The organism is Pseudomonas sp. sp1636, from assembly GCF_030376615.1.
Lineage (GTDB): Bacteria > Pseudomonadota > Gammaproteobacteria > Pseudomonadales > Pseudomonadaceae > Aquipseudomonas.
Genome location: NZ_JARRAB010000013.1, coordinates 33,254 through 60,149, shown reverse-complemented (window position 1 = coordinate 60,149; position 26,896 = coordinate 33,254). Strand labels below are relative to the sequence as shown.

Annotated in this window: 23 protein-coding genes and 1 pseudogene; 16 read left to right on the top strand and 8 right to left on the bottom strand. The window is 64.2% G+C overall.

The window, feature by feature from the left end:
• The first annotated feature begins 131 nt into the window (after positions 1-131).
• Positions 132-1,520 (top strand): oxygen-independent coproporphyrinogen III oxidase, encoded by a 1,389-nt coding sequence (gene hemN, locus P8H27_RS14035; RefSeq protein ID WP_289638191.1) that lies wholly within the window; start codon positions 132-134, stop codon positions 1,518-1,520.
• Positions 1,521-1,538: 18 nt separating this feature from the next.
• Positions 1,539-1,985, top strand: a complete 447-nt coding sequence (locus P8H27_RS14030; protein WP_289638190.1) for a CopD family copper resistance protein — start codon at positions 1,539-1,541, stop codon at positions 1,983-1,985.
• On the opposite strand, the gene P8H27_RS14025 is transcribed toward P8H27_RS14030, so the two are convergent.
• The 4 genes from P8H27_RS14025 to P8H27_RS14010 form a co-directional block, all read right to left on the bottom strand.
• Positions 1,970-3,466: an efflux transporter outer membrane subunit gene (locus P8H27_RS14025; RefSeq protein ID WP_289638189.1), complete on the bottom strand. Its 1,497-nt coding sequence runs from the start codon at positions 3,464-3,466 to the stop codon at positions 1,970-1,972. The genes P8H27_RS14030 and P8H27_RS14025 overlap by 16 nt on opposite strands.
• Positions 3,463-6,642, bottom strand: coding sequence for an efflux RND transporter permease subunit (locus P8H27_RS14020; RefSeq protein WP_289638188.1), 3,180 nt, complete (start codon positions 6,640-6,642; stop codon positions 3,463-3,465). Before P8H27_RS14020 ends, P8H27_RS14025 begins: the two co-directional genes overlap by 4 nt.
• Before the next feature lie 13 nt (positions 6,643-6,655).
• On the bottom strand, positions 6,656-7,897 hold the full coding sequence (mexE, locus tag P8H27_RS14015; protein ID WP_289638187.1) for a multidrug efflux RND transporter periplasmic adaptor subunit MexE: 1,242 nt from the start codon (positions 7,895-7,897) through the stop codon (positions 6,656-6,658).
• Positions 7,898-8,180: 283 nt separating this feature from the next.
• A complete protein-coding gene (locus P8H27_RS14010; protein WP_289638186.1) occupies positions 8,181-9,095 on the bottom strand; it encodes a LysR family transcriptional regulator in 915 nt (304 codons plus the stop codon).
• 252 nt (positions 9,096-9,347) lie between these two features.
• Between P8H27_RS14010 and P8H27_RS14005 the strand changes: the two genes are divergently transcribed.
• The 4 genes from P8H27_RS14005 to P8H27_RS13990 all read left to right on the top strand — a co-directional run bounded on the left by P8H27_RS14005 (position 9,348) and on the right by P8H27_RS13990 (position 12,922).
• Positions 9,348-10,364, top strand: a complete 1,017-nt coding sequence (locus P8H27_RS14005; RefSeq protein ID WP_289638185.1) for a zinc-dependent alcohol dehydrogenase family protein — start codon at positions 9,348-9,350, stop codon at positions 10,362-10,364.
• A gap of 488 nt (positions 10,365-10,852) precedes the next feature.
• On the top strand, positions 10,853-11,032 hold the full coding sequence (locus tag P8H27_RS14000) for a hypothetical protein (RefSeq protein WP_289638184.1): 180 nt from the start codon (positions 10,853-10,855) through the stop codon (positions 11,030-11,032).
• Positions 11,033-11,237: 205 nt separating this feature from the next.
• Complete coding sequence (locus tag P8H27_RS13995; RefSeq protein ID WP_289638183.1) at positions 11,238-12,428, top strand: NnrS family protein; 1,191 nt, start codon at positions 11,238-11,240, stop codon at positions 12,426-12,428.
• Between the two features lie 50 nt (positions 12,429-12,478).
• The gene (locus P8H27_RS13990) at positions 12,479-12,922 is read left to right on the top strand and encodes a CopD family copper resistance protein (RefSeq protein ID WP_289638182.1); all 444 of its coding nucleotides are present in this window, start codon (positions 12,479-12,481) and stop codon (positions 12,920-12,922) included.
• A gap of 63 nt (positions 12,923-12,985) precedes the next feature.
• On the opposite strand, the gene ytfE is transcribed toward P8H27_RS13990, so the two are convergent.
• Positions 12,986-13,651 carry an iron-sulfur cluster repair protein YtfE gene (gene ytfE, locus P8H27_RS13985; protein ID WP_289638181.1) on the bottom strand — a complete coding sequence of 222 codons (666 nt, stop codon included), beginning with the start codon at positions 13,649-13,651 and terminating at the stop codon, positions 12,986-12,988.
• A 162-nt stretch (positions 13,652-13,813) separates the two neighbouring features.
• Here ytfE and norR point away from each other — a divergent pair, with 162 nt between their 5' ends.
• The 9 genes and pseudogenes from norR (at position 13,814) to P8H27_RS20725 (ending at position 23,045) form a co-directional block, all read left to right on the top strand.
• A complete protein-coding gene (norR, locus tag P8H27_RS13980) occupies positions 13,814-15,343 on the top strand; it encodes a nitric oxide reductase transcriptional regulator NorR (protein ID WP_289638180.1) in 1,530 nt (509 codons plus the stop codon).
• Between the two features lie 93 nt (positions 15,344-15,436).
• A complete protein-coding gene (locus tag P8H27_RS13975; RefSeq protein ID WP_289638179.1) occupies positions 15,437-16,795 on the top strand; it encodes a coproporphyrinogen III oxidase in 1,359 nt (452 codons plus the stop codon).
• Between the two features lie 209 nt (positions 16,796-17,004).
• Entirely contained in the window at positions 17,005-17,562 is a 558-nt protein-coding gene (gene moaB / locus P8H27_RS13970; protein WP_289638178.1) for a molybdenum cofactor biosynthesis protein B, read from the top strand.
• Positions 17,559-18,791, top strand: coding sequence for a gephyrin-like molybdotransferase Glp (gene glp / locus P8H27_RS13965; protein ID WP_289638177.1), 1,233 nt, complete (start codon positions 17,559-17,561; stop codon positions 18,789-18,791). The genes moaB and glp overlap by 4 nt, the downstream gene beginning before the upstream one ends.
• 178 nt (positions 18,792-18,969) lie before the next feature.
• Positions 18,970-19,965 (top strand): peptidase U32 family protein, encoded by a 996-nt coding sequence (locus tag P8H27_RS13960; protein ID WP_289638176.1) that lies wholly within the window; start codon positions 18,970-18,972, stop codon positions 19,963-19,965.
• A 10-nt stretch (positions 19,966-19,975) separates the two neighbouring features.
• Positions 19,976-20,863 carry a U32 family peptidase gene (locus tag P8H27_RS13955; RefSeq protein WP_289638175.1) on the top strand — a complete coding sequence of 296 codons (888 nt, stop codon included), beginning with the start codon at positions 19,976-19,978 and terminating at the stop codon, positions 20,861-20,863.
• On the top strand, positions 20,860-21,360 hold the full coding sequence (locus P8H27_RS13950; RefSeq protein ID WP_289638174.1) for an SCP2 domain-containing protein: 501 nt from the start codon (positions 20,860-20,862) through the stop codon (positions 21,358-21,360). The genes P8H27_RS13955 and P8H27_RS13950 overlap by 4 nt, the downstream gene beginning before the upstream one ends.
• A gap of 89 nt (positions 21,361-21,449) precedes the next feature.
• A pseudogene (locus tag P8H27_RS20730) lies at positions 21,450-22,178 on the top strand (type IV pili methyl-accepting chemotaxis transducer N-terminal domain-containing protein); the annotation flags it as partial.
• An 18-nt stretch (positions 22,179-22,196) separates the two neighbouring features.
• Positions 22,197-23,045 (top strand): methyl-accepting chemotaxis protein, encoded by an 849-nt coding sequence (locus P8H27_RS20725; protein WP_374761356.1) that lies wholly within the window; start codon positions 22,197-22,199, stop codon positions 23,043-23,045.
• A 154-nt stretch (positions 23,046-23,199) separates the two neighbouring features.
• On the opposite strand, the gene P8H27_RS13940 is transcribed toward P8H27_RS20725, so the two are convergent.
• From P8H27_RS13940 to P8H27_RS13930, 3 genes are all read right to left on the bottom strand, one after another.
• Positions 23,200-23,877, bottom strand: a complete 678-nt coding sequence (locus tag P8H27_RS13940) for a Crp/Fnr family transcriptional regulator (protein WP_289638172.1) — start codon at positions 23,875-23,877, stop codon at positions 23,200-23,202.
• A gap of 85 nt (positions 23,878-23,962) precedes the next feature.
• A complete protein-coding gene (locus P8H27_RS13935; protein ID WP_289638171.1) occupies positions 23,963-24,736 on the bottom strand; it encodes a type IV pili methyl-accepting chemotaxis transducer N-terminal domain-containing protein in 774 nt (257 codons plus the stop codon).
• An 83-nt stretch (positions 24,737-24,819) separates the two neighbouring features.
• Entirely contained in the window at positions 24,820-26,043 is a 1,224-nt protein-coding gene (locus P8H27_RS13930; protein WP_289638170.1) for an alginate export family protein, read from the bottom strand.
• Between the two features lie 196 nt (positions 26,044-26,239).
• Between P8H27_RS13930 and can the strand changes: the two genes are divergently transcribed.
• Positions 26,240-26,869: a carbonate dehydratase gene (gene can / locus P8H27_RS13925; protein ID WP_289638169.1), complete on the top strand. Its 630-nt coding sequence runs from the start codon at positions 26,240-26,242 to the stop codon at positions 26,867-26,869.
• The last annotated feature ends 27 nt before the right edge of the window (positions 26,870-26,896 follow it).

Below are 26,896 nucleotides of genomic sequence, written 5' to 3'. Positions count from 1 at the left end.
GATGACGGGTGAGTGGCACATAGTACAATGGCGGCATAATCGCGCGTTTGCGCCCCAGTCGGGCCAATGCTTGCCGGCGCCGACATAGCCGCTGCCGCGGCCATCCTACTCACGCTACGAGGTGATCGAACATGGGTCAATCGCTGAATTTCAACCGCGCCCTGGTCGAGAAGTATGATCGCCCGGGGCCGCGCTATACCTCCTATCCCACTGCGCCGCAGTTCCATCAGGCGTTCGCCGTCGATGATTATCAGCACGCTGCCCAGGCCAGCAATCAGGTGCCCGCGCCCAAGCCGTTGTCGCTGTATATCCACATCCCGTTCTGCAAGAGCCTGTGCTACTACTGCGCCTGCAACAAGATCATCACCCAGAAGACCCATCGCGCGGTGGAGTACCTGACCTACCTCAAGCGCGAGATCGCCATGCAGGCGGAGCTGTTCGCCAGCACGCGCAAACTGACCCAGTTGCACCTCGGTGGCGGCACGCCGACCTACCTGACCGGCGCGCAACTGGCCGACCTGATGGACAGCCTGCACCAGGCGTTCGACATGGATGACAGCGACGACCACGAGTTCTCCATCGAGGTCGACCCGCGCACCATCGACACCGAGCAGATCCATAACCTGCGCCAGCTCGGCTTCAATCGCCTGAGCTTTGGCGTGCAGGACTTCGATGCGGATGTGCAGGCGGCGGTCAACCGGGTGCAGAGCGAGGAACAGGTCTACGCCCTGGTCGCCGCCGCGCGCGAGGCGCAGTTCAAATCGGTCAGCGTCGACCTGATCTATGGCCTGCCGCTGCAGACCGTGGCCAGTTTCGACACCACCCTGAGCAAGATCATCGCCCTGCGTCCGGATCGTATCGCCGCCTACAGCTACGCCCACCTGCCGGAACTGGTGCGCGCCCAGCGGCTGATCCGCCGCGAAGACATGCCACCGCCGGAGCGCAAGCTCGAACTGCTGGAGCTGACCATCGAACGCCTGACCGCGGCCGGCTACGTGTATATCGGCATGGATCACTTCGCCCTGCCGGATGACGAGCTGGCCCTGGCCCGCGCCAACGGCACCCTGCAGCGCAACTTCCAGGGCTACTCGACCCATGCCGATTGCGACCTCATCGGCCTCGGCGTGTCCTCGATCGGCAAGGTCGGCGACAGCTACAGTCAGAGCGTCAAGGAACTCTCGCAGTACTATGCGCGGCTCGACCAGGGCCTGCTGCCGGTGCACCGCGGCTATCGCCTGAGCGCCGACGACCTGCTGCGGCGCGAGGTGATCAGCGACCTGATGTGCCATGGCCGGGTCGACTTCGCCAAGATCGAGGCCAATCACGGCATCCGCTTCGTCGAGTATTTCGCCGAGTCGCTGGCCAAGCTCGACGAGCAGGTCGCCGACGGTCTGGTGGAGATCCACGCCGACGCCTTGCTGCTGCTGCCCCAGGGCCACCTGATGATGCGCAGCGTGGCCATGGCCTTCGACGCCTACCTGGGCGGCGAGCAGAAAGGCCGCTTCTCGCGCACGGTCTGAGTAGTTAGAACCATGGCGATGAGTTATCCACTGCTGCATGTGATTCACCTGCTCGCGGCGATTGCCTTTATCGGCACGCTGTTCTACGAGGTGCTGATCCTCGCCAAGGTCAAGCCACAACTAGTAGTAGGCGCTGCCGCCGTGGCCGAGCTGGAACAGGCGCTCGGCCGGCGTACGCGCACGGTGCTGCACTGGGTCGTGCTGTTGGTCTATGGCGCCGGCTTCGGTCTGGCCTGGCAGCACCGCCAGGCTCTGGCCGACCCTTTCGCCAGCAGTTTCGCCAGCTTACTGAGCCTGAAGATCGCGCTGGCCGTCAGTGTATTTTTCAGCTTCGGCCTGGTCGCCATACTGCTCAGATCCGGGCGTATGACCCCGAGTCTTTACCGTAAGCTGCACTGGGCCGTGCTGGCGCAGATGCTCGGCATCGTGCTGCTGGCCAAAGGCATGTTCTATCTCCACTGGTAAGGCGCATATCCCCCTGGGGCTATTGCGAGAATAGCGCTCGACGCCAACCTGTCGGTTGGCGTCGAGGAGCGCAGCCCTACAACATCAACCTGCCAACCGCCGCCGAGCGCCTTGTAGATGGCGACTATGCCGCGATACAGCTCGACTTCGGCCTGGGCCTGGGCATCTTCGGCGGCCAGGCGTTCGCGTTCGGCATCCAGCAGCACGAGGAAGTCCACTTCGCCTTCGCGATAGCGCACCCCGGCTTGTTCGGCGGCGGCGCGGCTGGCTGCCGACTGGCGCACCAGGGCGAGCAGGCGTTGCTGGCGTTTGGCGTAATCGTTGAAGGCGTTCTCCGTCTCTTCCAGGGCCAGCAATACCTGCTGTTGGTAGTTGGCCAGGGCGCCATCGGCCTCGGCTTCGGCGCCGCGCAAACGGGCGCGCACGCTGCCCAGGTCGAACGCGGCCCAGCTGATGGTCGGCGCCACAGCCCAGGCGCGCGCCGCTGATGAGCCGAGTAACGAACCGCGCCCGGCGGTAAAGCCGAGGAAACCGCTCAATCTGACCCGCGGGAACAGGTCGGCGGTGGCCACGCCGACGGTTGCAGTGGTTGCGGCCAGCTGTCGTTCGGCGGCGCGCACATCCGGGCGGCGGCGCAGCAGTTCGCTCGGGTCGCCAACCGGCAGGGCCTTGGCGATGGCCGGCAATGGCTGCGCGGACAGATCCACGCGCAATTGTTCCGGACGCTGGCCGAGCAGGGTGGCAATACGGTTGCGGGCCCGCAGCTGTTCGGCTTGCAGTTGCGGCAGGCTGGCTTCGGTGGCGGCCAGGCGGGCGTCCGAGCGCAACACATCCAGCTCGCTGCCCACGCCGGCGTCACGCCGTCGCTCGGTGATGCCGCGCGACTCCTGCTGGTTGCCCAGGTTTTCCCGGGCGATGCGTTCACGCAGCTGGGCGCCGCGCAGGTTGCCGTAGGCATCCGCCAGTTCGGCGATCAGGCTGACCTGTAGCTGCTGGTAATCGGCTTCGGCGACCTCGATCTGCGCCTCGCTGGCTTCCAGTTGACGCTGAATGCGGCCGAACAGATCCAGCTCCCAGGCCATGTCCAGGCCCAGGTCATAGCGTTCGCTGTTTACCCGTCGCTCGCTGATGGCGGGCTGCTGGGCTTTGCCGAATTCGCCACTGGCGCGGCTGGTGAGGGTTGGCAGCTGATCGTTGGCCACGTCATCGCGGATGGCCCGGGCCGCGCGCAGGCGGGCAAAGGCTACGCGCAGTTGGCGGTTTTCCTCGAGCGACTGCTGTACCAGCTGGTTCAGGGTCGGGTCATCGAATTGTTGCCACCAGCGCGCCTCGAAGCGCGAGCGCTCGTAGTGGCCGGTTGCGGCGCTGGACAGCTCGGCCGGCGCGGTTTGCGGGCTTTTATAGTCCGGGCCAACGGCGCAGGCGCCCAGCGTCAGGGCAAGCAGGCTGATTGTCAGGGGGTTGCCGGCGAAAGCTCTCATGCCTGCACCTCCAGCACGCGCGCGGCTCTTCTCGCCTCGCGCTTCTCGACGAAGGCGCGGATCAGCACATAGAACAGCGGGGTCAGCAGCAGGCCGAAGAAGGTCACCCCGAGCATCCCGCTGAACACCGCCACGCCCATGGCGTGGCGCATCTCGGCGCCGGCGCCGGAGGACAGCACCAGCGGCACCACGCCCATGATGAAGGCGAAGCTGGTCATCAGGATCGGCCGTAGACGCAGGCGGCAGGCCTGCAGCACGGCACTGACGCGATCCATGCCCGCCTCCTGTTGCTCCTTGGCGAACTCGACGATGAGGATGGCGTTCTTGCACGCCAGGCCCACCAGCACGATCAGGCCGATCTGGGTGAAGATGTTGTTGTCGCCGCCGGCCAGGATCACCCCGCTGATGGCCGAGAGCAGGGTCATCGGCACGATCAGGATCACCGCCAGCGGCAGGCTCCAGCTTTCGTACTGGGCGGCCAGCACCAGGAAGGCCAGCAACACGCAGAGCGGGAAGACGAAGATCGCGCTGTTGCCGGCGAGGATCTGCTGGTAGGTCAGGTCGGTCCATTCATAGCTCATGCCATTGGGCAGTTCCTCCTTGAGCAACTGGGCGATTGCCGCCTCGGCCTGGCCGGAGCTGTAGCCGGGTGCTGCGGCGCCGTTGATTTCGGCGGTGAGGAAGCCGTTGTAGTGCATCACCCGGTCGGGGCCGGCGCTGCCCTCGACCTTGACGAAGGTCGACAGCGGCACCATTTCACCGCGGTTGTTGCGCACCTTGAGCTGGCCGATCTGCTCCGGCTCCAGGCGGAAGCGCTGCTCGGCCTGCACGTTGACCTGATAGGTACGGCCGAAACGGTTGAAGTCGTTGGCGTACAGCGAACCGAGGTAGATCTGCATGGTGTCGAAGATGTCGTCGATGGCCACGCCGTGGGTCTTGGCCTTCTCGCGGTCGATGGCGGCATCGATCTGCGGCACGTTGACCTGGTAGCTGGTGAACACCGACATGGGATTCAGCTCCGGCAGCTGCCGCGCCTTGGCCAGGATGTTCTGGGTCTGCAGGTACAGCTCGTTGTAACCGAGGCTGCCGCGATCCTGGATCTGCAGGCGGAAGCCGCCGATGGTGCCCAGGCCCTGCACCGGTGGTGGTGGGAAGATAGCGATATAGGCGTCCTGAATCTCGGCGAACTGGGCATTCAGTTCGGCGGCGATGGCGTCGGCGCTCAGCGCCGGATCGCTGCGCTGGTCGAAGGCCCTAAGCGGGGTGAAGACGATGCCGCTGTTGGGGCTGTTGGTGAAGCCGTTGATCGACAGGCCGGGGAAGGCCACGGTGTTTTCCACGCCCGGGTGCTGGCCGGCGATGGCCGACATGCGCTTGATCACCGCCTCGGTACGGTCGAGGGTGGCGGCGTCCGGCAGTTGGGCGAAGGCCACCAGGTACTGCTTGTCTTGCGCCGGCACGAAGCCGCTCGGGGTGGTCGCAAAGCCCAGGTAGGTCAGGCCCATCAGCCCGGCGTAGAGCAGCAGGGCGATGCCGCTGCCGCGCAGTACGCGCTGCACGGTGCCGACGTAGCCATGGCTGGCCCGCTCGAACAGGCGGTTGAACGGCTGGAACAGCCAGCCGCCGAACAGCTTGTCGAGCACCTTGGAGAAGCCGTCCTTCGGTGCATCATGGCTTTTCAGCAGGACGGCGGCCAGGGCCGGGGACAGGGTCAGCGAGTTGAACGCCGAGATCACCGTGGAGATGGCGATGGTCAGGGCGAACTGTTGATAGAACTGCCCGCTCAGGCCGGAGATAAAGGCCGTGGGAATAAACACTGCACAGAGCACCAGGGCGGTGGCGACGATCGGTCCGGTGACTTCCTTCATCGCCTGCTTGGTGGCGTCCACCGGGTTCTTGCCCAGGCCGATATTACGCTCGACGTTCTCCACCACGACGATGGCGTCGTCCACCACGATGCCGATGGCCAGCACCAGGCCGAACAGCGACAGGGCGTTGAGCGAGAAACCCAGCAGGTGCATCACGGCGAAGGTGCCGATCAAGGAAACCGGTACGGCGACCAGCGGAATGATCGAGGCGCGCCAGGTTTGCAGGAACAGGATCACCACCAGCACCACCAGCACGATGGCTTCGAGCAGGGTGTGCACCACCGCCTCGATGGAGCCGCGGACGAAGATGGTCGGGTCGTAGACGATTTCGTAGTCCACTCCCTGGGGGAAGCTCTGCTTCAGCTCGGCCATACGCCCCCGCACCGCGTCGGAGATGGCGATGGCGTTCGAACCGGGGCGCTGGAACACCGGAATGGCCACCGCCGGCTTGTTGTTGAGCAGCGAACGCAGGGCGTACTGGCTGGAACCCAGTTCGATGCGGGCGATGTCCTTCAAGCGGGTGATCTCGCCGTCCGCGCCGGCGCGGACGATGATGTTTTCGAACTCTTCCTCACTGACCAGGCGGCCTTGGGTGTTGATCGAGAGCTGGAAGCTGTTGCCCGCATCCGATGGCGGCGCGCCGAGGGAGCCGGCGGCGACCTGGCGGTTCTGCTCGCGAATGGCGCTGACCACGTCGCTGGCGGTGAGGCCGCGCGAGGCGACCTGGTTCGGGTCGAGCCAGACGCGCAGCGAGTAGTCGCCCAGGCCGAACAGTTGCACGTCGCCGACACCATCCAGGCGCGCCAGCTCGTCCTTGACGTTGAGCGCGGCATAGTTGGACAGATAGAGCATGTCGTAGCGGTCGTCCGGCGAAGTCAGGTGCACCACCATGGTCAGGTCGGGCGAGGCCTTGTCCACCGTCACGCCGAGGCGTTGCACTTCGCTGGGCAGGGTCGGCATGGTGCGGGTCACGCGGTTCTGCACCTGCACCTGGGCCTTGTCCAGGTCGGTGCCGAGGGCGAAGGTCAGGGTCAGGCTCAGCTTGCCGTCGGCGGTGGACTGCGAGGACATGTAGAGCATGCCTTCGACGCCGGTGATCGCCTGTTCCAAGGGCGAGGCGACGGTTTCGCCGATCACCTTGGGGTTGGCGCCGGGGAAGGCCGCATGCACCACCACGGTCGGTGGCACCACTTCCGGGTATTCGCTGATCGGCAGCTGGAACAGCGAGATGGCCCCGCCGATCAGAATCAACAGCGACAGCACGGCGGCGAAGATCGGCCGCTGGATAAAGAATTGCGAGAAGTTCATCGTCGTCTACCTGTTAGCCGCGTGGCGCGTTGTTGGCTGGGCTGTTCTTCGCGGCGAGGCGGCGACTGTTGTGGCGCTCAATGGCCTGGCGTTGTTGGGTCAGCTGAGCCAATGTTTGCTCATCGGCCATCGGCACGTTCTGCGGGTCGACGGTGGAACCGGGGAAGGCACGTTGCAGGCCGTTGACCACGATCTTCTCGCCCTTGGCCAAGCCATTGCGCACGATGCGCAGACCTTCCAGCTTCGGCCCCAGTTCGATGGCGCGGTAGGTCACGCTGTTGTCCTCGCCGAGCACCAGGACGAACTTCTTGCCCAGGTCTGTGCCCACCGCTTCGTCCTTGATCAGGGTGGCGGTGTAGGTGCTGCTGCCCACCAGTTTCAAGCGGGCATAGAGGCCCGGGGTGAAGCGGCCGTCGGCGTTATCGAACACGGCGCGGCCACGGATGGTGCCGGTCTTGGGGTTGACCTGGTTGTCGAGAAAATCCAGTTGGCCGAGGTGCGGGTGGCCGTCCTCGCTGGACAGGCCGAGGTAGACCGGGCTGGCGTCGCGGGTCTGGGCGCCGGCCTGGCGGGCCAGTTCGACGTACTTGAGGAATACTCGCTCATCGGCAGCGAAGTAGGCGTAGACCTTGTCGGTGCTGACCACGGTGGTGAGCTGGCTTTGCCCGGCGCTGACCAGATTGCCTGCGGTGACTTCGGCGCGGCTGATGCGCCCGTCGATGGGCGCGCTGACCCGGGTGAAACTGAGGTTGAGGCGGGCGTTGTCCAGCTCGGCCTGGATGCCGGCCACCGTCGCCTGGGCCTCCTGCGCCGCGCTGCTGCGGGCATCGGCCAGTTCGGCGGAAATCGCGTTGCTCTGGCGCAGACGCTCGCCGCGACGCGCCTCGCTGGCGGTGCGGGCCTGGCTGGCGCGGGCCTGTTGCAATTGCGCTTCGAGGCGCTTGACCTCGGCCTGGAACGGCCGCGGGTCGATCTGGAACAGCAGGTCGCCTTGCTTCACCAGGCTGCCTTCGGCGAATGCCACACGGTCGATAAAACCGGAGACCCGTGGGCGGATATCCACCGACTCGGGGGCCTCCAAGCGTCCGCTGAATTCATCCCATTCGTTGATCGGTTGCTGAATGACTTCGGCCACGCTGACTTTCGCCGCGGGCATCTGCTGCAGCGCTTCCGGCGCCTGGCCGCAGGCGCTGAGAACCAACAGAGCGGCCAGTGCCGCGGGAAAATGCCAGAGGTTTTTCTTCGACTGATCCATGTGAGACCCCGCCATAGTAAGTTTTAGATGGCGGAGTGTGCGGCGCTGGGCTGGCTGGAGCGAATCGAACGACTCGAAGATGAGTATCACTCTTAGTGATGGTTTGCGGGCTTGTATCGATGGTTACGGATGTGAACAAAGCTCCTGTAGCCCGGATAAGCCTTGGCGCAATCCGGGAACGGCTGCACATGCACCGAGCCCCCCGGATTGCGCTGGCGCTTATTCGGGCTACGGTTTGTCGACCTCGATAGAGGTGCAGGGCGGTATCTATGCCGGGTAGCGTTTACAAGCTGTCCGGGTCGCCGCAGAACATCTGGATGCGCGAGCGCAGCCAGCGCTCGGCGGGGTCGTTATCCTGGGCGCCGCGCCAGGCCATGGACATCTCGAAGCTGTTGGTTGCGAAGGGCAAGTCCTCGGCGCGCAGGCCGCCGGCGGCGGTCAAGGCGGCGGCGGTATAGTCCGGGACTACCGAGAGCAGGTCGGTACCGGCCAGCAGGGCGCCCAGGCCGTTGAACTGTGGGACTGCCAGCACCACCTTGCGACTACGGCTCATGCTCAGCAGTTGCTCGTCGATAAAGCCGTTGAGATCACCGGCGAAGGACACCAGCGCATGTGGCCTGGCGCAATAGTCGTCCAGGCTCAGGGCGCCCGGCACCGAGTCGGCGCGCAACAGTTTGGCCTTGCTGCGGCGCAGGGTCTTGCGCTTGGCGTTGGCCGGCAACTCTTCGGTGTAGCTGACGCCCACCGAAATCTCGCCGGAGGCCAGCAGGTTGGGCATCAACAGGTAGTTGGCGCGGCGCACCACCAACACCACCCCCGGCGCCTCGGCGCGCAGACGGCGGAGCAGGGCGGGCAGCAGGGCGAACTCGACGTCATCCGACAAGCCAACGCGAAACACCGCGCTACTGGTGGCCGGATCGAAGTCGGCGGCGCGGCTGACCGCCGTGGAGATCGAGTCGAGCGCCGGTGAGAGCAGGGCGAAGATTTCCTCGGCCCGGGCGGTGGGCTCCATGCTGCGCCCGGTGCGCACGAACAGCGGATCGTCGAACAGGTTGCGCAGGCGGGCGAGGGCGGCGCTGATCGCTGGCTGGCCGAGAAACAGTTTCTCCGCCGCGCGGGTCACGCTGCGTTCGTGCATCAGGGTTTCGAAGACGATCAGCAGGTTGAGATCGAGGCGGCGTAGGTCGTTACGGTTCATCCGGTTACCATTCGAAGTGAAGCGGCCTTGATGCGAGCGGGCTCGGCATGTTGCGCTTGTCGGCACGGGGCTGCCGGTGAGAGCCTGCATCAGGCAATAGTACGAGCTGTCATGCCGATAAGGAAAGCCGGCTTGCGGCAATCATTGCCAGGCATGACGACTATTGACGGTGGCGGGTGGTGTTGACTGGGCTCAAGGGATAGAGTCCACAATCATTGAAGTAGTAATCCGTGATCAGAGTTTGAGGTAACGATGTCCCGCATGATCCGTTTCCATAAATTCGGCGACGCTGATGTTCTTCGCTGCGAAGAGTTGCCAGCCCCGACACCCGGCCCGGGCGAGGTGCTGGTGCGCGTCCAGGCCGTAGGATTGAGCTGGAGCGATGTCCTGTGGCGGCAGAATCTGGCCGCAGAACAGGCCCGCCTGCCTGCCGGCATGGGTAGCGAGCTGGCCGGTACCGTCGAAGCCTTGGGAGCGGGCGTCGATGACCTGGAAATCGGCACGGCGGTCGCCAGTTTCCCGGCCAGCACTGCCAATCGCTATCCGACCTGGGGCGATCTGGTCGTGATGCCGCGTTACGCCCTGACCCGCTACCCGGAGGTGTTGTCGCCGCTGCAAGCCAGCGTGCATTACACCGCTTTGCTGTTCGCCTATTTCGCCCTGATCGACCTGTCCAGGTTGCAACCCGGCCAGCATGTGTTGATCACCGAGGCCAGCCATTGCCTGGCCCCGCAGACGGTGCAGTTGGCCAAGGCGCTGGGGGCGACGGTCATCGCCTCGACCAGTCAGGCGAGCAACCGCGACTTCCTGCGCGAGTTGGGGGCCGACAAGGTGGTGGTCACCGAAGAGCAGGATCTGGTACTGGAAATCGAACGCTGTACCGAGGGTAAGGGAGTCGAGGTGATTCTCGACCAGTGCGCCGGGCAGCAGATGAAGCTGCTCGGCGATGTTGCCGCTGCACGCGGCAAGCTGATCATGTGCGGCGTCAACGGTGGCAACGACACCGCCTTTCCCGCCTGCGCCGCGTTCAAAAAGCACCTGCAGTTTTTCCGTCACTGCGTGCTCGACTTCACCGGGCACCCGGAGCTGGGCATCGAGCCCAATCAGGAGGCGGTGCAGCGCGCCTTGCGCCACATCAACCAGTTGACCGCCGATCACTTGCTCACGCCGGTCATCGACAAGGTGTTCGCCTTCGACGATTTCATCGCCGCCCATCGCTATATGGAAACTTGTCCGAATCGCGGGCGAGTGGCGTTGTTACTGCCCTGATTGTGCCCGCCCTGCCGCGTTGGCATGGCGGGCTTCCTGCCGTTCTCCCCGTAAGCGCCTGCCGGGTGCCGTGCCTGTTGCCCTGCAACAGCAGTAGGCATTGCGCCTGAGCGTCCCCACGTTCCGCGTTTCAGCACGGCAGACTCCGCAACAATTGGCGCGTTGTCACCTGTGTGTCCGCCCCAGCCGCTGTTGATTCCGCAGTGCCTCGGTTTACGGCGTGGCGGCGCTTCGTCGAAGGCGGCGGGCGAACTCTTTCGAGCGGGCCGGGCAACTGATCTTGCGCTGGTGCCGGTTGCCCCCTCTGAGTGTGCTGCCGACATTGCGTGCGGCAATCTGGTTATTCGGACTTGGCGGGGTCATAAGTACCATTAAATTCGGGGTTCTATGTACCTTCTTAATACTAAGAGCCTGATGTATATGGATTTAAATCTTGGCGCGGTTCTTGTATTGATAATGATTGAGCGAATCACTCAATGGAGCGAGTCATGCAATTGTTCAATATGCATTTCCCTGCTGCGGCGTTGTTCGGCGCCGCCGCCGTACCGGCCGGCCAGTTGCTCAGAGCGCCCGCCGGAATCACTTGTCGATTCGATATGGCCAATCCGGTTGTCGTCTTGGCGCTGGACAATGGCCTGTCGCCGCAAGGGGGCGATTCGTATGTTTGAGGTCATGGGCGGCAATCTCGAGCAGGGTGCCGAGTGCTTTGCGGCACACCTTGCCCGTCGTGGGCGACAGGCTGCCGCTGCTGGTGCATGCTCGCGATTGAGCAGCCGCTGGCCTGTGCTTGGTCTGCTGTTGTTGGGTCTGCTTGCCTGCGCGCTGGTTAAGTGAGTAAGGCCGGATTTGTTCGGCAATCTAAGGAGATGCAACATGCAAGTACTTGACCGCCGCAAGGCGTTGGCGATCAGCCCGCTGTGGCGTTTGGGCTTTCGGCCTTTCTTTCTGGGTGGCTGCCTGTTCGCGCTGTTGGCCATACCGCTGTGGCTGGCGGCCTATAGTGGCTGGATGGGCGAGTGGCAGCCGGCCGGCGGCTGGCTGGCCTGGCACCGGCATGAGTTGCTGTTCGGTTTCGCCCTGGCGATCATTGCCGGTTTTCTCTTGTCTGCGGTGCAGACCTGGACCGGCCAGCCAGGGCTGCAGGGGCGGCCGCTGACTGCGCTGGCGCTGCTCTGGCTGGCGGCACGGCTGGCCTGGTTGGGCGACCTGCCGTTGCCGTTGCTGGCCGTGCTGGAGTTGGCTTTTCCGCTGGCGGTGGCGGCGGTAATGGCGCGTTCGCTGTGGCAGGCCAGGCAGAAACGCAATTATCCGATTGTGGCGGTCTTGCTGCTGTTGACGGCAGTGGACGCCGTCGCCGTGGCTGGCTTGGCCAGTGCCAACGACGTGCTGCAGCGCCAGGGCGTGCTGGCCGGGGTTTGGCTGGTTGCGGCGATGATGGGATTGATCGGCGGGCGGGTGATTCCGTTCTTCACCCAGCGCGGCCTGGGGCGGGTGGTGGGCGTTAAGCCTTGGCCCTGGCTCGACCTGCTGTTGCTGCTGGGTTCGGCGTTGGTCGCCATTCTCTATGCCGCCGGCATCGCCCTGCAGGCCAACGCCTGGGTCGCCTTGTTGTTCGCGCTGCTCGCGGCAGGGCATCTGCTGCGCCTGGCGCGCTGGTATGACGCGGCTATGTGGCGGGTGCCCTTGCTCTGGTCGCTGCACCTGGCCTATGCCTGGTTGGGTCTGGCTTGCCTGGGCATGGCGCTCTGGCATCTCGGCCTGCTGAGCAATCTCAGTCAGCCGCTGCATGCCTTGACGGTCGGCTCCATGGGTGGCTTGATTCTGGCCATGATCGCGCGCGTCAGCCTGGGCCATACCGGCCGCTCACTGACGCCGCCGGCCGGGATGACCCTGGCGTTTATCCTGCTGCAGCTGGCCGGCCTGTTTCGCGTCGGCTTGATCGAGGTCTGGCCGTTTGGGGGGCTGTGGCTGGCCGTCGCGTGTTGGAGCCTGGCCTTTGCCCTGTTCGCCTGGCGCTACGGGCCAATGCTGTGCCGGGCGCGCGTCGATGGGCATCCGGGATGAATGCGTATGTGTGTCATGTCTTGCCAACTGTCCTGCCAGCCGAGTAGCCCATGAGTTATCCGATCCTGCTGATTCTCCACCTGTTCGCCGCGCTGATGTTTATCGGCACCGTGTTCTTCGAAGTTCTGATCCTGGAAAGTGTGCGCAAGCGGGTGCCGTTCGAGGCCATGCGTCTGATCGAGCAGGGCATCGGGCGACGTGCCCGGCAGTTGATGCCCTGGGTGTTGCTGGTGTTGTTTGGCGCCGGCCTGGGCATGCTCTGGCTGCGTTATCTGCCTGCGTTGGCCACGCCGCTGGCGTCGTCCTTCAACACCCTGTTGACGCTGAAGGTCATGCTTGCTGGTAGTGTGCTCGGGCATTTCTTCAGCGCCATGTGGCTGTTCCGGAGCAAGCGCATGAATGCGCGCTATTTGCGCATCATCCATGTCAGCCTGTTCTGCCATATGGTCGGCATCGTGTTGCTGGCCAAGGGTATGTTCTATCTGACCTGGTGACCCTCGCACTGCCTGGCGCGTATGCCGGGTATCGCCGGCATGCCGGCGATTGAGTACCTGATGTTAAGCCTGGTCGATGACGAACAGCACGTTGTTCTCCAGATGGATGTGCTGCATCAGGTCGTCGTGCAGTTCGTTCAGGCCACGGTATAGCGCGCGCCAGGTATTGCAGGCTCCGTCCGGGGGGGTGATGCCGTGGGTCAGGGTTGTCATTTGCTCCAATGCCAGGCCGTGGTGGTCGTGCTCGAAACGCATCACCGAGATAGGCGCGCTGGCTTGTTTGGCGTGGCCGCTGAGGAGCATGGGGAAGAGGATCTGTTCCTCCTTGAGCATATGGCTCTCCAGCTCCTGTTGCATGTTGCGCAGCAGGTCGGCCAAGCCGTTCGGGCAATCGGCGTTGCCGCCGTGAACCTGCTCCACCCGGCAGGCCAGGCGGATCAGTTCCGGCAGTTGCTCGCGATGGCGGGCGTGATAGCGCTTGAGGATGTGCTCGATCAGGCGCGCGCTGGGTTCGCTGCGCCAATCCAGGTGCGTACCGCCCAAGGCTTGCAGGCTGTCCAGTTCGGCGGCGACGTCCTCGGGTTCGATGCCGCGCTGGGTGGCCGCCTCGCGCAGGCTCTTGTGGCCGCCGCAGCAGAAGTCGAGGTTGAAGGCATGAAATACCCGCGTGGCTCCGGGAATGTCGCAGGCCAGGCTGCCCAGGGGTTGGTCGAGAAGGGTTGGACTCATGGCGGTCTCCTTTTGTGCAGTGATCGATGAGGAAGCTGTATGGGTCGATAGCAGTACTCATGCCAGGTTCAGGTGCCTGAAAATAAACGGCTTTATATTCTGTATGGTCGATAGAACCCTGATCTGTTAGGGTTCTGTCGACCAATTAGGGTGATAAATACCATGATGGAAGCCAGTCTACTCGCCGACCTCGTCACCGAGCTGCCCAATGCCGTGCGCTTGCAGCGTCTGGTGCAAACCCTGCGCGAGCATTTCAAGTGCGGTGCGGTGGGGTTGTTGCGTCTGGACGGCGACAGCTTGCGCCCACTGGCAGCCGTGGGGCTGGTGCATGAAGCGCTCGGCCGCCGCTTTCTGATCGCCCAGCACCCGCGCCTGGCGGCGATCATGGCCGCCCGCGAGCCGACCTGGTTCGAGCCGGACAGTCGCTTGCCGGATCCCTATGACGGTCTGCTCGACGAGCATGTCGGCGAGCCTTTGCCGGTGCATGACTGCATGGGCGTCAGCCTGTATGTCGAGGGCCAGCTGTGGGGTGCCCTGACCCTCGATGCTCTGCATGCGGGCACCTTCGACGGCAACGCCCGGCGCGATTTGCAGCGCTATGCCCTGATGATCGAAGCGGCAGTGCGGGTGACCCGCCTAGAGCAGGAAAACCGCAGCCTACGCCTGGCTCGTAGCGATGCGCAGACGGCTGCCCTGGTCACCGAAGAAAGCGAGATCCTCGGCCATAGCCAGGTCATCCGGCAGCTGTTGAGCGAGCTGGAGGTGGTGGCCGACTCCGAGTTGCCGGTGCTGTTGCTGGGCGAAACCGGGGTCGGCAAGGAGCTGTTCGCCCGCCACCTGCATCGTCTGTCGCGGCGGCGCAACAAGCCGCTGATTCAGGTCAACTGCGCCGCCTTGCCCGAGTCGCTGGCCGAAAGCGAGTTGTTTGGCCATGTCAAAGGCGCCTTTTCCGGGGCCACCAGCGACCGCCCCGGGCGCTTCGATGCGGCCAATGGCGGCACTCTGCTGCTCGACGAGGTGGGCGAGCTGCCCCTCAGTGTGCAGGCCAAGCTGCTGCGTACCTTGCAGAATGGCGAGATCCAGCGCCTCGGCGCGGACAAGCCGTTGCATGTCGACGTGCGCATTATCGCCGCGACCAACCGCCATCTGCCGGACAGCATTCGCGATGGGCATTTCCGTGCGGATCTCTATCACCGGTTCTCGGTGTATCCGGTGCCGATTCCGCCGTTGCGCGAACGGGGCAACGATGTGTTGATGCTGGCCGGGCACTTTCTCGAGCTCAATCGTGCTCGGCTGGGCTTGCGCAGCATGCGTTTGTCGCCTGCGGCGGAGCGCGCCCTGCTGGCCTATGCCTGGCCGGGCAATGTGCGCGAACTGGAGCATGTGATCAGCCGGGCATCGCTCAAACTGCTCAGTCGCGGCGCCAGTCGTACGCAGATTCTGACCTTGGAGCCGGACCTGCTCGACCTCGACAACTCGGTTCGTCGACCTGGTTCCAGCGAATCGCTGGAGTCGCGAGACCTCCCTGCGGTTGCCGCCTGTTCGATGCGCGAGGCAGTCGAAGCCTGTCAGCGCCAGAGCATCCTGCAAGCCCTGGAACTGTGCGCCGATAACTGGGCCAGCGCGGCGCGCCTGCTCGAACTCGATCCGAGCAACCTGCATAAGCTGGCGCGGCGTCTGCGCTTGAAGTGATCGTCCGGGCTTTTCCAGAGGTTGACTCAGGTCAATGAGATTTGTCGGTAATGCCCCGACACTGTTGGTCGTGGTCATACGGGGGAGGGTCGGATGTTTGAATCCATCAGTTGGGACAGCAAGCTACTCAGCCGCTACAGCCGTGGCGAGGCCAGCCTCGGCTGTTATCCCGAGACCACAGCTTTTCATCGCGGCGTTGGTTCGCTGGATCTGTTGCGTGCCTTGCGTGGCAGCCGGCAAGCCCAGCGGGCGCTATCGCTGACGCTGCAGTTACCGAACAACCGCGCCTTCGCTCAGCCGTACGAGAATTGCCCGTCAAGCGCCTTCGCCGCCTATCTGGAGCGGTTGGGGCGGGAGATTGACGTGATCGGCTGCCACCTGGGGCCGCAGCAGCGGGTCAAGCAATTCCATCTGGCCGGCGGCAGTACGCCTAGCGCCGAGCAGCTGCACCAGCTGTTGAGTCATCTGCGCAAGCGCTTCAATTTTCTCGATTACGATTCGGGGGAGCACAGCATCGAGATCCAGCTCGCTCATTCGGACTGGGCGACCATGGGGCGGCTGCGTGAGCTGGGTTTCAATCACGTCAGTATCGGCGTTCCTGATGTGGCGGCGGTCAGCGGAGGCGCCTTGGTCTGGCAGGATCCGCGGCAGATTCGCTCGCTGATCGATGCCGCCCGTGCGCTCAGCTATCGCTCGGTGAATATCGATATCGGTTATGGCCGGGCTTGGCAAACGCAGGTCAGCTTCGCACGCAAAATGGCGGCCATCATCGAGTTGGAGCCGAATCGGGTGACCGTCTTCGATTATGCCGATCCGCCGCAGCGTTATCGGCCGCTGGGGCGATTTGCAGCAAGGGGCCTGTCTGGCCAAGAGGACAAATTGGCCATGCACCGGCAATGCGTCGAGCAGCTCAGCCTTGCCGGCTATCGCTATGTCGGCATGGGCTTGTTCGCCCTGGCGGATGACGCTCTGGTCATCGCCCAGGAAAACGGCCGCTTGCAGCGCAATTGCCAGGGTTACAGCCGCTACGCCGACTGCGACCATATCGGCCTGGGGGTTGCCGCCATTAGCCAGATCGACGGCCTTTATGTGCAAAACAGTCGTGATCCCCAGAACTATCAGGCCCGCCTCGACACGGGCCAGTTGGCGACCTTCCGCGGCTTGCGTTGCGGGCCCGATGACCGTTTGCGTGGTGTGCTGATCGAGCGCCTGGTCTGTGACTTCGGCTTGGATATTCGGCGTATCGAAGAGCACTTCGGCCTGGTGTTTCGCGACTATTTCGCAGACGCTTGGCCAGCCTTGGAGCAGATGCGGCGCGACGGGCTGATCAGTCTCGACGAGGCGTCCCTCACTATCCGCCCCGCCGGGCGCTTGCTGGTGCACGCGGTGTGCCGGCTATTCGATCGGTACGGCGGGGCCTCGGGTTCGCATTATGTTTCCCGCGCGGTCTAGCCGTCGCGTTGCGTGCGCCGCAGCTACGCCGTTGCGGAGTGCCTGCGACGTTGGGTCGCAGCAGCCGTAAGGCGCCTGAAAGCCCTGGCGCTGAGGGCTTCAGGCCTGCGCGGGATGCGCTGCCCCCAGGGGTATACCTCCAAGGAGGAATGGGCTGTACCAAAGTACCGGTGCAGTCTGCGACCAGACATTTTATGGAGACTTCCAGCATGGCTCATCTGTCCAGCGCCGATTTCCAGGCATTACGCATTGCGGTACTGACCGTCAGCGATACTCGTAGTCTGGCCACCGACACCTCGGGGCAGACCCTGATCGAGAGTCTGGAGGCGGCCGGTCACGCCCTGGCCGAGCGGGCTCTGGTAATCGACGATATCTGGCAGATTCGCGCCCGGGTATGCGCCTGGATCGCCGACCCACTGGTGCAAGTGATCCTGATCACCGGCGGCACTGGCTTTACCGCACGGGACAACACGCCGCAAGCCGTGGCGCCATTACTGGACAAGCTGGTCGATGGCTTTGGCGAGCTGTTCCGCCAGGTTTCGCTGGAAGAGATCGGCACCTCCAGCCTGCAGTCGCGTGCACTGGCCGGAATCAGCAATGGCGCCCTGGTCTGCTGCCTGCCTGGTTCGCCCAACGCCTGCCGCACGGCCTGGCAGAAGATCCTCCGCGAACAGTTGGACAGCCGTACCGGGCCGTGCAACTTCGTCGCTCATCTCAAGCGCCTGGCCGATCAGCCGCCGGCGTCGCGCTGCGGAGCCCGCTCATGAGTGTCTGCGGCTGCGACGGCAACAACCTGCGTCCGGTTGATCAGGCCATCGCCGAATTGCTGGCGCGGGCACCGGCACCGCCACCGGTGGAGCGGGTCAGCCTGAGCCAGGCTCTCGGCCGGGTGTTGGCCGAGCCGCTGTGCGCCCCGTTCGAGGTGCCGGCCTGGGACAACAGTGCGATGGACGGCTACGCCCTGCGTGCCGCCGATCTGCCGGCTGCGGGTGGTTGTCTGCCGCTGGCCGGGCGGATCGCGGCTGGCGATGCGGCGTTTCAAACCTTGCCGGCAGGCCATGCCGTGCGCATCTTCACCGGTGCGCCACTGCCGTCCGGTGCCGACACTGTGGTGATGCAGGAGCAGTGCCGGCTCGAGGAGGGACAGGTGTGGTTGCCGCCGGTACAGGGCGGCGAACATGTGCGCCGGCGCGGCGAAGAGCTGGCTGTCGGCACCCCGGTGTTGGCCGTCGGGCAGCGCCTGCGCCCCCAGGAGTTGGGCCTGCTGGCCAGTTTCGGCGTCGATCGGGTGGCGGTCTATCGACGCTTGCGGGTCGGTCTGCTGAGCAGTGGCAACGAGCTGCGTGAACCGGGTGAGGCGCTGCAGCCCGGACAAATCTACAACGCCAACCGCTACAGCCTGGCTGCTGTGCTGACTAGCCTCGGCCTGGAAGTCCATGATTACGAGATCATGGCCGACGAGTTGGCGGCCAGCCGCGATGCATTGAGCCTGGCGGCTTCGGAATGGGACATGCTGATCACCTCCGGCGGGGTGTCGGTCGGCGAGGAAGATCACCTCAAGCAAGCGATCCGCGAGTTGGGCGAGTTGCACCTGTGGCGTCTGGCGATCCAGCCGGGCAAGCCGCTGGCCTTCGGCGAAGTGGGCGGCAAACCCTGGCTGGGTCTGCCGGGCAATCCGGCAGCCGCCTTGATCACTTCGCTGGTGGTGGCGCGGCCCTTCCTGCTGCGTGCTCAGGGTTGCCAGGACGTATTGCCACAGCCGCTGCGGCTGCCGGCCGGTTTCGCCTGGCGCAAGGCCAATGGCCGCCGTCAGTACCTGCGCGCACGGCTGGAGCCGCGGGATGGACAGCTGCGCGTGTGTCTGCACCCGCAACAGGGCTCGGCCATGCTCACTTCGGCTTGCTGGGCCGACGGCCTGGCGCTGGTTGAGGTAGGGCAAACCCTGGAGGAGGGCGATCTGCTCGACTACCTGCCGTTCAGTGCATTGCTGAACTAACGACAATTCGGCGGAGCCAGCAGCCTGGCTCCGGAAAATCTGCTGGCGGATCCGCCTGCGGAGCATCGGATTAGCACGCCTCGGTTCGGCAGCAGCCGGGCTTGTTGACCACGATCAAGGCCCGGCCCGGGGCTAACCCCTAGAGTGCCGCACAGTATTCCGCCCGGAAGGAGTTCCCATGCAACTGGTTTGTCCCGCAGGCAGCTTGCCTGCCCTCAAGGCCGCGCTTCGGCAGGGCGCCGACGCCATCTATGTCGGCTTTCGCAATGACACCAATGCGCGCCATTTTTCTGGTTTGAATCTCGACGACAAACAATTGGAAAGCGGCCTGCAGCTGATTCGTGCGCAGGGCCGAGAGCTCTATATCGCGGTTAATACCTATGCCCAGCCTGACGGCTGGGCCCGCTGGCAGCGTGCGGTGGATCAGGCCGCGGCGCTCGGCGTGGACGCGCTGATCGCCGCCGATCCGGGGGTGCTGGCCTATGCCAGCCGCCGCCATCCCGGCCTCAACCTGCACTTGTCGGTGCAGGGCTCGGCGACCAATGCCGCCGCGCTGGCGCTTTATCAGCAGCGCTACGGCATCCGCCGCGCGGTGCTGCCGCGGGTGCTGTCGCTGGCGCAAGTGCGCCAGGTGGCGGAGAAGAGTCCGGTGCCGATCGAGGTGTTCGCCTTCGGCAGCCTGTGCATCATGGCCGAGGGCCGTTGCCATCTGTCGTCTTACCTCACCGGTGAGTCGCCCAACCTGTGTGGCGTTTGTTCGCCGGCCAAGGCGGTGCGCTGGCAGGAAGATGCCGAGGGGCTCAGTTCGCGTCTCAATGGCGTGCTGATCGACCGTTATGCCAAGGATGAGCCGGCCGGTTATCCGACCCTGTGCAAGGGCCGCTTCCTGGTTGATGGCCAGCGCTTCCATGCCCTGGAAGAGCCGACCAGCCTCAATACCCTCGACCTGATCCCGCAGCTGGCCGCCATCGGCGTAAGCGCGGTGAAGATCGAGGGGCGCCAGCGCAGCCCCGCCTATGTCGAGCAGGTCACCCGGGTCTGGCGCGCCGCCCTGGATGCCTATGCCGCTGCGCCGCAGAACTACAGCGTGCAGCCGCAGTGGCGCAGCGCACTGGACAGCTTGTCCGAAGGCAGCCAGACCACTCTGGGTGCTTACCATCGTTCATGGCAGTGAGGAGACCATCATGAAACTCAGTCTGGGACCTGTCCTGTTCTTCTGGAATCGCGAAAAGCTGCTGGATTTCTACGCCGCAATGGCCGAGCAGCCACTCGATGTGATCTACCTCGGCGAGACGGTGTGCTCCAAGCGCCGCGCCCTGGGGCTGGATGACTGGCTCGGCCTGGCCCGCGAGCTGGGTGAATGCACCCGTGCCGAATTGGTGCTGTCGGGTCTGGCGCTGGTCGAGGCGGCTTCCGAATTGTCCAGCCTGAAGCGCTTGTGCGACAACGGCGAGTTGCTGGTGGAGGCCAACGACATGGGCGCGGTGCAGCTCCTGCGCGAGCGCAAGCTGCCTTTCGTCGCCGGCCCCGCCCTCAATCTGTACAACGGCCACGCCCTGGCCGAGTTGATCGACTGTGGTCTGCAGCGCTGGGTGCCGCCGGTCGAATGCTCCGGGGCCTTGCTGCGCGGCAGTCTGGAGCAGCTCGACAGCCTCGGCGTCGCACGGCCCGAGGTGGAATTGTTCGCCTATGGGCATCTGCCCTTGGCCTATTCGGCGCGCTGCTTCACCGCTCGCGCGGAAAACCGGCCGAAGGACGACTGCCAGATCTGCTGCGAGCATTTTCCGGAAGGCATCGTCCTGCACAGTCAGGAGGGCGAGGCGTTGTTCACTCTCAATGGCATCCAGACCATGTCGGCCAAGGTCAATAACCTGCTTGCCGACTATGCGCAGCTGGCCGCGTCTGGTGCCGACCTGCTGCGCCTGAGCCCGCGTGCCGAGGGCATGAGCGAGGTGATTGCAGCCTTCGATACGGTGCGCAGCGGTGCACTGCCGCCGCTGGCGGTGGAAGGCTGCAACGGTTATTGGCACGGCCGCGCCGGCATGTTGCGCGCCGATGAGGTGATGCTATGAAGAACTTCGCCCGTCTGGCCATGCGCGTCGGCCCGCCACTGCTGCCGCTGGGGCGCCATGTGCCATTCCCGCTGCAGCGCCTGGTGCTGGAGAAGGTGATTGCGCGGCTGTTCGCCGAACCCTTGGCTGCAGGCGAGTTCGACCTGCTGCAAGGCCGCTGGCTGCGTTTGGAAATCAGCGATTTGCAGCTGGCCTGGTGCCTGACCCGCGACCGGCACGGCCTGCGCATTGCGTCCGAGGCGCCGGTGGATGTCTGCATTCGCGGCAACTGGCGCGAATTCCTGCTGCTGGCCAGCCGTCAGGAGGATCCGGATACTCTGTTTTTCCGGCGCCGCCTGATGATCGAGGGCGATACCGACCTGGGGCTGGGCATCAAGAACCTGCTGGACAGCCTCGACCCGGAAGGCTTGCCGCCGAAACTGTGGCAGCTGATCTGCGCCTTGGGCGAGGCGGTTGACGTCCCTGCGCCTAAGGGCAAAGCCGAGGCTTTTTCGTAACAGGGTAAGTACGCCTTAAGTGTGATGGCCGTAATGTTGCGAGCGTCTGATAATGATCAATTCAATTGCATGATGCAAAAGGACTCGACATGTCTGACACGCTGACGCACGCAATTCAGCGGCTCCTGCGCGGCTTTGGCCTGCGTACTATCAACACTCAATTCTTCTTTTCCTACAGCCTGATCTTCCTCTGTGCGGCACTGACTGCCGGGGTGCTGTTCACGTCCGACCAGGATGCCAGGCAACTGGACGTGGCCGGCGCACAGCGCATGCTCAGCCAGAAAATGGCCAAGGAGGGCCTGCTGGTCGCGCAGGGGGCGCTGCCGCTGGCGAAGCTAGAGGCCACCCTGCAGCGCTTCGAGAATGCCCATCGGCTGCTGGTGCAGGGTGATCAGGGCCAAGGCATCGCCGCGGTAGAGCTGCCGGTCGCCCAGGAACGCCTGCGTCAGGTCGATCAGTCCTGGGGACATTACCGCACAAAGGTATTGGCCGTTGCCGGGGGCGACAGTGGCGCACTGCAAGCGCTTGCCGTCGACTCGGAATCCCTGCTCGCGCAAAGCAACGCCGTGGTGCTGTTGCTGGCGGCCGAGGCCAATCGCAACGCTACCGTGCAGCGTTGGGTGGCGCTGGGCTCGACCTTGGCCATTCTGTTGTTGGTGGTGCTCGGGCGGGTTGCCGGGATGAGTTGGCTGATGCGCCAGATCGATGAACTGCGTGGCAGGCTCGAGCTGGTCAGTCGGGGCGACTTTTCCCAGCAGTTGGCGGTGGATTACGCCGACAATGAATTGGGTCAGATCGGCACGGCCTATAACCGCCTGCTGCAACAGGTCAGCAACATGATCCGTGCGGTGCGTCAGGCCGCGGATGAGGCCGATGGCCATTGCAGTCGCATGGCGGCGGTTGCCGGCGAGAGTGCGCGCAACGTGGTCGGGCAGCAGGCCGAGATCGATCAGGTGGCCACGGCCATGCATGAAATGCTCGCCACCTCCCAAGAAGTGGCGCGCAGCACAGTAGCGGCGGCATCGGCGGCCGATACCGCCGACAGCGAAACCGGCAATGGCCGCACAGTCATGCGCAGTTCGGTTGCCGCCATTCGCGAGCTGTCCGGGCATGTCGATGGGTTGTCCGAGTTGATGTTGCAACTGGCTGCAGACAGCCAGGAAATCGGTCGGGTGCTCGAGGTGATCAGTGCCATTGCCGACCAGACCAACCTGCTCGCGCTCAACGCGGCCATCGAAGCGGCCAGGGCGGGTGAGCAGGGGCGGGGTTTTGCCGTGGTCGCCGACGAAGTACGCAGCCTGGCCGCGCGCACCCAGAGTTCCGCCGGCGAAATCAGCAGCCTGATCGAGCGCCTGCAGCTGCAGACCGAGCGTGCCAGCCGGGCCATGGATGAGTCGCGGCGTGGCAGCGATGCCACCTTGCAGCAGATCGAAGCGGCGCAGGGCGCCCTGGAAAACATCGTCGGCGCGGTACAGACCATTCGCGGCATGACCAACCAGATTGCCACGGCGGCCGAGGAGCAGTGCCAGGTGGCCGACGACATGCACCGTTCGCTGACCCATATTGCCGGCGTCGCCGATCAGGCGGCGGTTTCTACCCGCGATACCGAGTCGACCAGCCAAGCCATCACCCTGAGCATGGATGGCCTGCAATCGCTGACCGGACGCTTCCGTTTGCAGGTTTGACGGGGCGGCGTGGTGGGCAGTCAGCCCGCCACGCCGCGCTTACGGCGGTAGATGATCAATAGCGTAATGGGCGGGGCGGGGATCCATCGAGCGCTGCGCCGTCGAGCGGTGTGCCTGCTTGGCCTGCTTGGAAGGGGGAGCCGCAGCCCTTGCCTCACTCGTGGTAGCTGGCCAGTCTGAGCGTATTGATGATGCGAATATTGCGGCGTTCCATGGCGATCAATCCGGCATCGATCAGGCGATGGAGGATGCGCGAGAAGGTTTCCGGCTGGATGCCAAGTTGCGAGGCGATCAGGCGTTTCGGCACGCTGAGCTTGATCTGCCCATTGCCGGCCGCTTGTTCCTGACAGAGAAAGCGCACCACGCGGCGGCTGGCATTGGCCACGGCCAGGGTGTCGATTTCAGTGAGCCGCTGGTGCAGGCGAGTGCTGAAACTGGCCAGCAATTCCAGGCAGATACTCGGTTGCACTTCGAGTAGGTGGCGATAGTGGGCGCCGTCAATGCTTACCAGACAACTGGGTTTCAGTGCGCTGGCGGTCACCGGATAGTGGCGCGTGTCGCAGAACAGCAGGGCATCGGCAAAAACCTGCCCGGGCTGGATAACCTCGACCAGTTTTTCGTTACCTTCCGGTAGCACGCGGGTCAGGATTATCTGCCCCTCCAGCAGCAGGTAGAAGCGCTCTGCCAGATCGCCTTGGTGAAAGAGGATGTCGCTGCTGTCCAGGCGCCGGAAGTTCGCCAGGTTGCCTACCTCGATAAACGCCGATTCGGGTAATTTGTCGAATAGGTGGTGCTGGCGCAGGGTTTCAAGGGTCGTGAAATCGGTCAGCATGGTTCACCTCCGTGGCGCCATATTAGGTGCGCGCTACAGGGGTGCCCATTCCTCCTCGGCACTACCTCTAAAGGGGCAGCTCGCTCTAAAGGGGCAGCTCGGCGTAGGCGCGAGTCAGGCCGTCCATCTGCTTGAGCAGCGTCTCGCAGGTTACGCTGATCAGCGTCGGCACATAGCGGGCGTCCTCGGACAGGTGAAAACCGCGTTGCGAGAATTCCCATTGGGCGCTGGCCTTGGCCAGTGCCGTGTTGATCGCCGCATTGTTTTCCGGGGCCGCGCGCAACTCTTCCATGGCCTGATTGAACTCGTCCACTGCCAGCTCAAACTGGGTCTGCAGCTCTTTGTCCGGCAGCTTCCAGCTCAGTGCCAGATACAGCTTGGCGATGCGCTGGCTGAGCATGCGCTGGCGTCCACTGCGGTTGACCAGTTGTGCAGTACGAGCGCCGCTGGAGCGTTCGATCTGTGTCACCAAGGCCTCGCTTTCGGCGAGCAGTTGGTCGCTGAGGCTCAGCACCTGCATTGCGGAGTCGGGTTCGGGGTGCTGCATAATCAGGTTGCGGTACTCCTGCCAGCGCAGGGCGACGCGCTGCAGCTGTTGTTCGATGGGCGGGCTGGAGGCATAGTCATCCAGGGCGAGGAGGTTGCTTTCGAAACGTGCCAGGCTCTCATCGAGCTGCTGACGGGCCTGTTCAGGCCGAACCTCGGCGCCGATCATCAGGTAATTCTTGGCGATGCGTTGGCTGAGCATGCGCTGCATGCCCGACAGGTTGACCGCTTCAGCGGTGCCGATGGCTGCCCACACCGAAGGGCTGAGGAGCACCAGGCTGAGCAGCAGCCCGCACCAGTTTTTTTTGCGCATGGAGTCTCTCCAGGGGAGGGCGCCCTCCCACAGGGGAAGACGCGCCCAGGGTGCGCTCGGTAAAAAACCACCGAGCCTGTCAATCAATAGCTGTACTGCGCCTGCAGCCACAGCTTGTCGGTGTCCACGGAGAAGTCGTCGGCATCGTAGCCGGCGTACTTGATCAGGCCGACCAGGCCTTTCACGCCGGGAATCGGGTGGGCGTAGGAGACATCGATTTCCTCGCCGTACTGGCTGCTGCCTTGCTCGGCGCGGAAGTCGTGGTACCAGGCCGCCAGATTGCCGCCGAACAGCGCTGCGGTGGCGCCGAAGTAGGCGTCCTTGACCCCGTTGGCCGGGGTCAGCAGGAAGATGTCGGCCCAGCCCTGGAAGGCGTGCTTGGTCGCCAGCGGGGTCTGGAAGGCGCGATTGCCCGGTCCCGAGTCGCCGCCGAGCACTTCGTAGCCGCCTTTGAGCGTCACGCCTTTGAGCGTGTAACCCAGTTCCGCCAGGTAGTAGTCGCTGTCCAGATCCTGCGGGTTGTCGGCATAGTCCTTTTGCTGCGCGTATTCCAGGACGTAGCTGACGCCGGCGATGGCGCCGTTGGCGCGCAGGCCGCTGGTCTGGCTCGACTGGTTGCCAGCCAGCAGGTTGTCCAGGCCCAAGCGGTACTGGTAGGCGGTGACGGTCAACTCCGGCATGAGCACATATTGGGCATTCAGCAGGTGGCTGTGGCCTTCGATATTGGCCGGGTTGGCAGCGGTATCGAAACGATTGTCGCCGGGGCCGAAGATGCTGTTGATGTTGTCGATATAGGCGTAGGTCAGGGTCAGACCGTCCAGCGGCTTGAGCTGGCCGAGCACGCCGTCATAGGTCTGCTCGTTCTGCCGCCAGCCGACGCCACCGACGAAGCGCTGGTTGTCCAGGTTGATGCGCTGACGGCCGACCACGGCGTTGCCCAGGCTGTGGTCATAGCGCAGCAGGGCCTGGTTGACTTCGCTGCCGTCCGGGTCGGCGACTACGGAAAAGTCGGTCTGGCCGTTGCGCGTGCTGTTGTAGCTGGCGTCGCCGATGCGGCTGACGTTGTCCGCCTCGATCAGGGCGGAGAGGCCGTACCACTTGCCGGACTGGAAGCCGACGCGGGTGCGCAGGGTCTGGGCGTTGGCGTGGTTCAGGGCGTTGTCCTGGTCGACGTGTTCGTAGCGGTAGCGGGCGTCGACAATGGCTTTGCCCTGGGTTAGCAGGTTGCTGAAATCCTCGGCGGCTAGCAGGGGCGTGCTGAGGCACAGCAGGGCGATGGCCAGGGGGCTGAGGCTTGGACTTTTCATGCAGGTTGCTCCGCGGGATGGGGTTGGCGCTGACGATAATGGCCGGCGGTTTTCGGCTGTTGATTGCCATCAAGTTTGCTCAGGCATTGGCTGCGGCAGTTGAGCGCAGTGGGTATTGATCTGCGACAATTCTGTCGAGCATGTTCCACGCTTATGCTCGGCCTCGCCCTCATCGTCGATGGGCCGATCAGGAGGTGTGATGGACATTGAGCAACTGTTGGCTAATAACCGCTTCTGGGCCGAATCGCTTCGGGCCCGGGATCCGGAATTCTTCGCGCGCCTGGCCGCCCAGCAACGCCCGGAGTTTCTCTGGATCGGTTGCTCGGACAGTCGGGTGCCGGCCAATGAGGTGGTCGGCCTGATGCCGGGCGAGCTGTTCGTGCACCGCAACGTGGCCAATATGGTGGTGGCCACCGACATGAATTTTCTCTCGGTGCTGCAGTACGCGGTCGACGTGTTGCAGGTCAAGCAGGTGATCGTCTGCGGTCACTATGGCTGTGGCGGGGTGCGCGCGGCCTTGGGGCATGAGGCGATGGGCCTGATCGACAACTGGCTGCGAGCGCTCAAGGCGCTCTATCACCAGAATCGGGAGCGTTTTCAGGGTTTGGCGACGGAGGCGCAGGTTAACCTGCTGTGCGAGCTGAACGTACAGCGCCAGGTGCGCAATGTCTGTCACACCACCATCGTGCAGAACGCTTGGAGGCGGGGGCAGCCGCTGGCGGTGCATGGCTGGATCTACGGCTTGAGCGACGGTCTGGTCAACGACCTGCAGGTCACCGTCAGCGCTGCCGACCAGCTCGACGATACCTTTCTCTACGACCAGTGAATGGGCGTCATTTGCCATTGACGGTGA

What these genes read in the sequence shown, in the direction of transcription:
- hemN (WP_289638191.1), top strand. Translation starts at nt 132, where the DNA reads ATGGGTCAATCGCTGAATTTCAACCGCGCCCTGGTCGAGAAGTATGAT.
- P8H27_RS14030 (WP_289638190.1), top strand. Translation starts at nt 1,539, where the DNA reads ATGAGTTATCCACTGCTGCATGTGATTCACCTGCTCGCGGCGATTGCC.
- P8H27_RS14025 (WP_289638189.1), bottom strand. Translation starts at nt 3,466, where the DNA reads ATGAGAGCTTTCGCCGGCAACCCCCTGACAATCAGCCTGCTTGCCCTG.
- P8H27_RS14020 (WP_289638188.1), bottom strand. Translation starts at nt 6,642, where the DNA reads ATGAACTTCTCGCAATTCTTTATCCAGCGGCCGATCTTCGCCGCCGTG.
- mexE (WP_289638187.1), bottom strand. Translation starts at nt 7,897, where the DNA reads ATGGATCAGTCGAAGAAAAACCTCTGGCATTTTCCCGCGGCACTGGCC.
- P8H27_RS14010 (WP_289638186.1), bottom strand. Translation starts at nt 9,095, where the DNA reads ATGAACCGTAACGACCTACGCCGCCTCGATCTCAACCTGCTGATCGTC.
- P8H27_RS14005 (WP_289638185.1), top strand. Translation starts at nt 9,348, where the DNA reads ATGTCCCGCATGATCCGTTTCCATAAATTCGGCGACGCTGATGTTCTT.
- P8H27_RS14000 (WP_289638184.1), top strand. Translation starts at nt 10,853, where the DNA reads ATGCAATTGTTCAATATGCATTTCCCTGCTGCGGCGTTGTTCGGCGCC.
- P8H27_RS13995 (WP_289638183.1), top strand. Translation starts at nt 11,238, where the DNA reads ATGCAAGTACTTGACCGCCGCAAGGCGTTGGCGATCAGCCCGCTGTGG.
- P8H27_RS13990 (WP_289638182.1), top strand. Translation starts at nt 12,479, where the DNA reads ATGAGTTATCCGATCCTGCTGATTCTCCACCTGTTCGCCGCGCTGATG.
- ytfE (WP_289638181.1), bottom strand. Translation starts at nt 13,651, where the DNA reads ATGAGTCCAACCCTTCTCGACCAACCCCTGGGCAGCCTGGCCTGCGAC.
- norR (WP_289638180.1), top strand. Translation starts at nt 13,814, where the DNA reads ATGATGGAAGCCAGTCTACTCGCCGACCTCGTCACCGAGCTGCCCAAT.
- P8H27_RS13975 (WP_289638179.1), top strand. Translation starts at nt 15,437, where the DNA reads ATGTTTGAATCCATCAGTTGGGACAGCAAGCTACTCAGCCGCTACAGC.
- moaB (WP_289638178.1), top strand. Translation starts at nt 17,005, where the DNA reads ATGGCTCATCTGTCCAGCGCCGATTTCCAGGCATTACGCATTGCGGTA.
- glp (WP_289638177.1), top strand. Translation starts at nt 17,559, where the DNA reads ATGAGTGTCTGCGGCTGCGACGGCAACAACCTGCGTCCGGTTGATCAG.
- P8H27_RS13960 (WP_289638176.1), top strand. Translation starts at nt 18,970, where the DNA reads ATGCAACTGGTTTGTCCCGCAGGCAGCTTGCCTGCCCTCAAGGCCGCG.
- P8H27_RS13955 (WP_289638175.1), top strand. Translation starts at nt 19,976, where the DNA reads ATGAAACTCAGTCTGGGACCTGTCCTGTTCTTCTGGAATCGCGAAAAG.
- P8H27_RS13950 (WP_289638174.1), top strand. Translation starts at nt 20,860, where the DNA reads ATGAAGAACTTCGCCCGTCTGGCCATGCGCGTCGGCCCGCCACTGCTG.
- P8H27_RS20725 (WP_374761356.1), top strand. Translation starts at nt 22,197, where the DNA reads ATGATCCGTGCGGTGCGTCAGGCCGCGGATGAGGCCGATGGCCATTGC.
- P8H27_RS13940 (WP_289638172.1), bottom strand. Translation starts at nt 23,877, where the DNA reads ATGCTGACCGATTTCACGACCCTTGAAACCCTGCGCCAGCACCACCTA.
- P8H27_RS13935 (WP_289638171.1), bottom strand. Translation starts at nt 24,736, where the DNA reads ATGCGCAAAAAAAACTGGTGCGGGCTGCTGCTCAGCCTGGTGCTCCTC.
- P8H27_RS13930 (WP_289638170.1), bottom strand. Translation starts at nt 26,043, where the DNA reads ATGAAAAGTCCAAGCCTCAGCCCCCTGGCCATCGCCCTGCTGTGCCTC.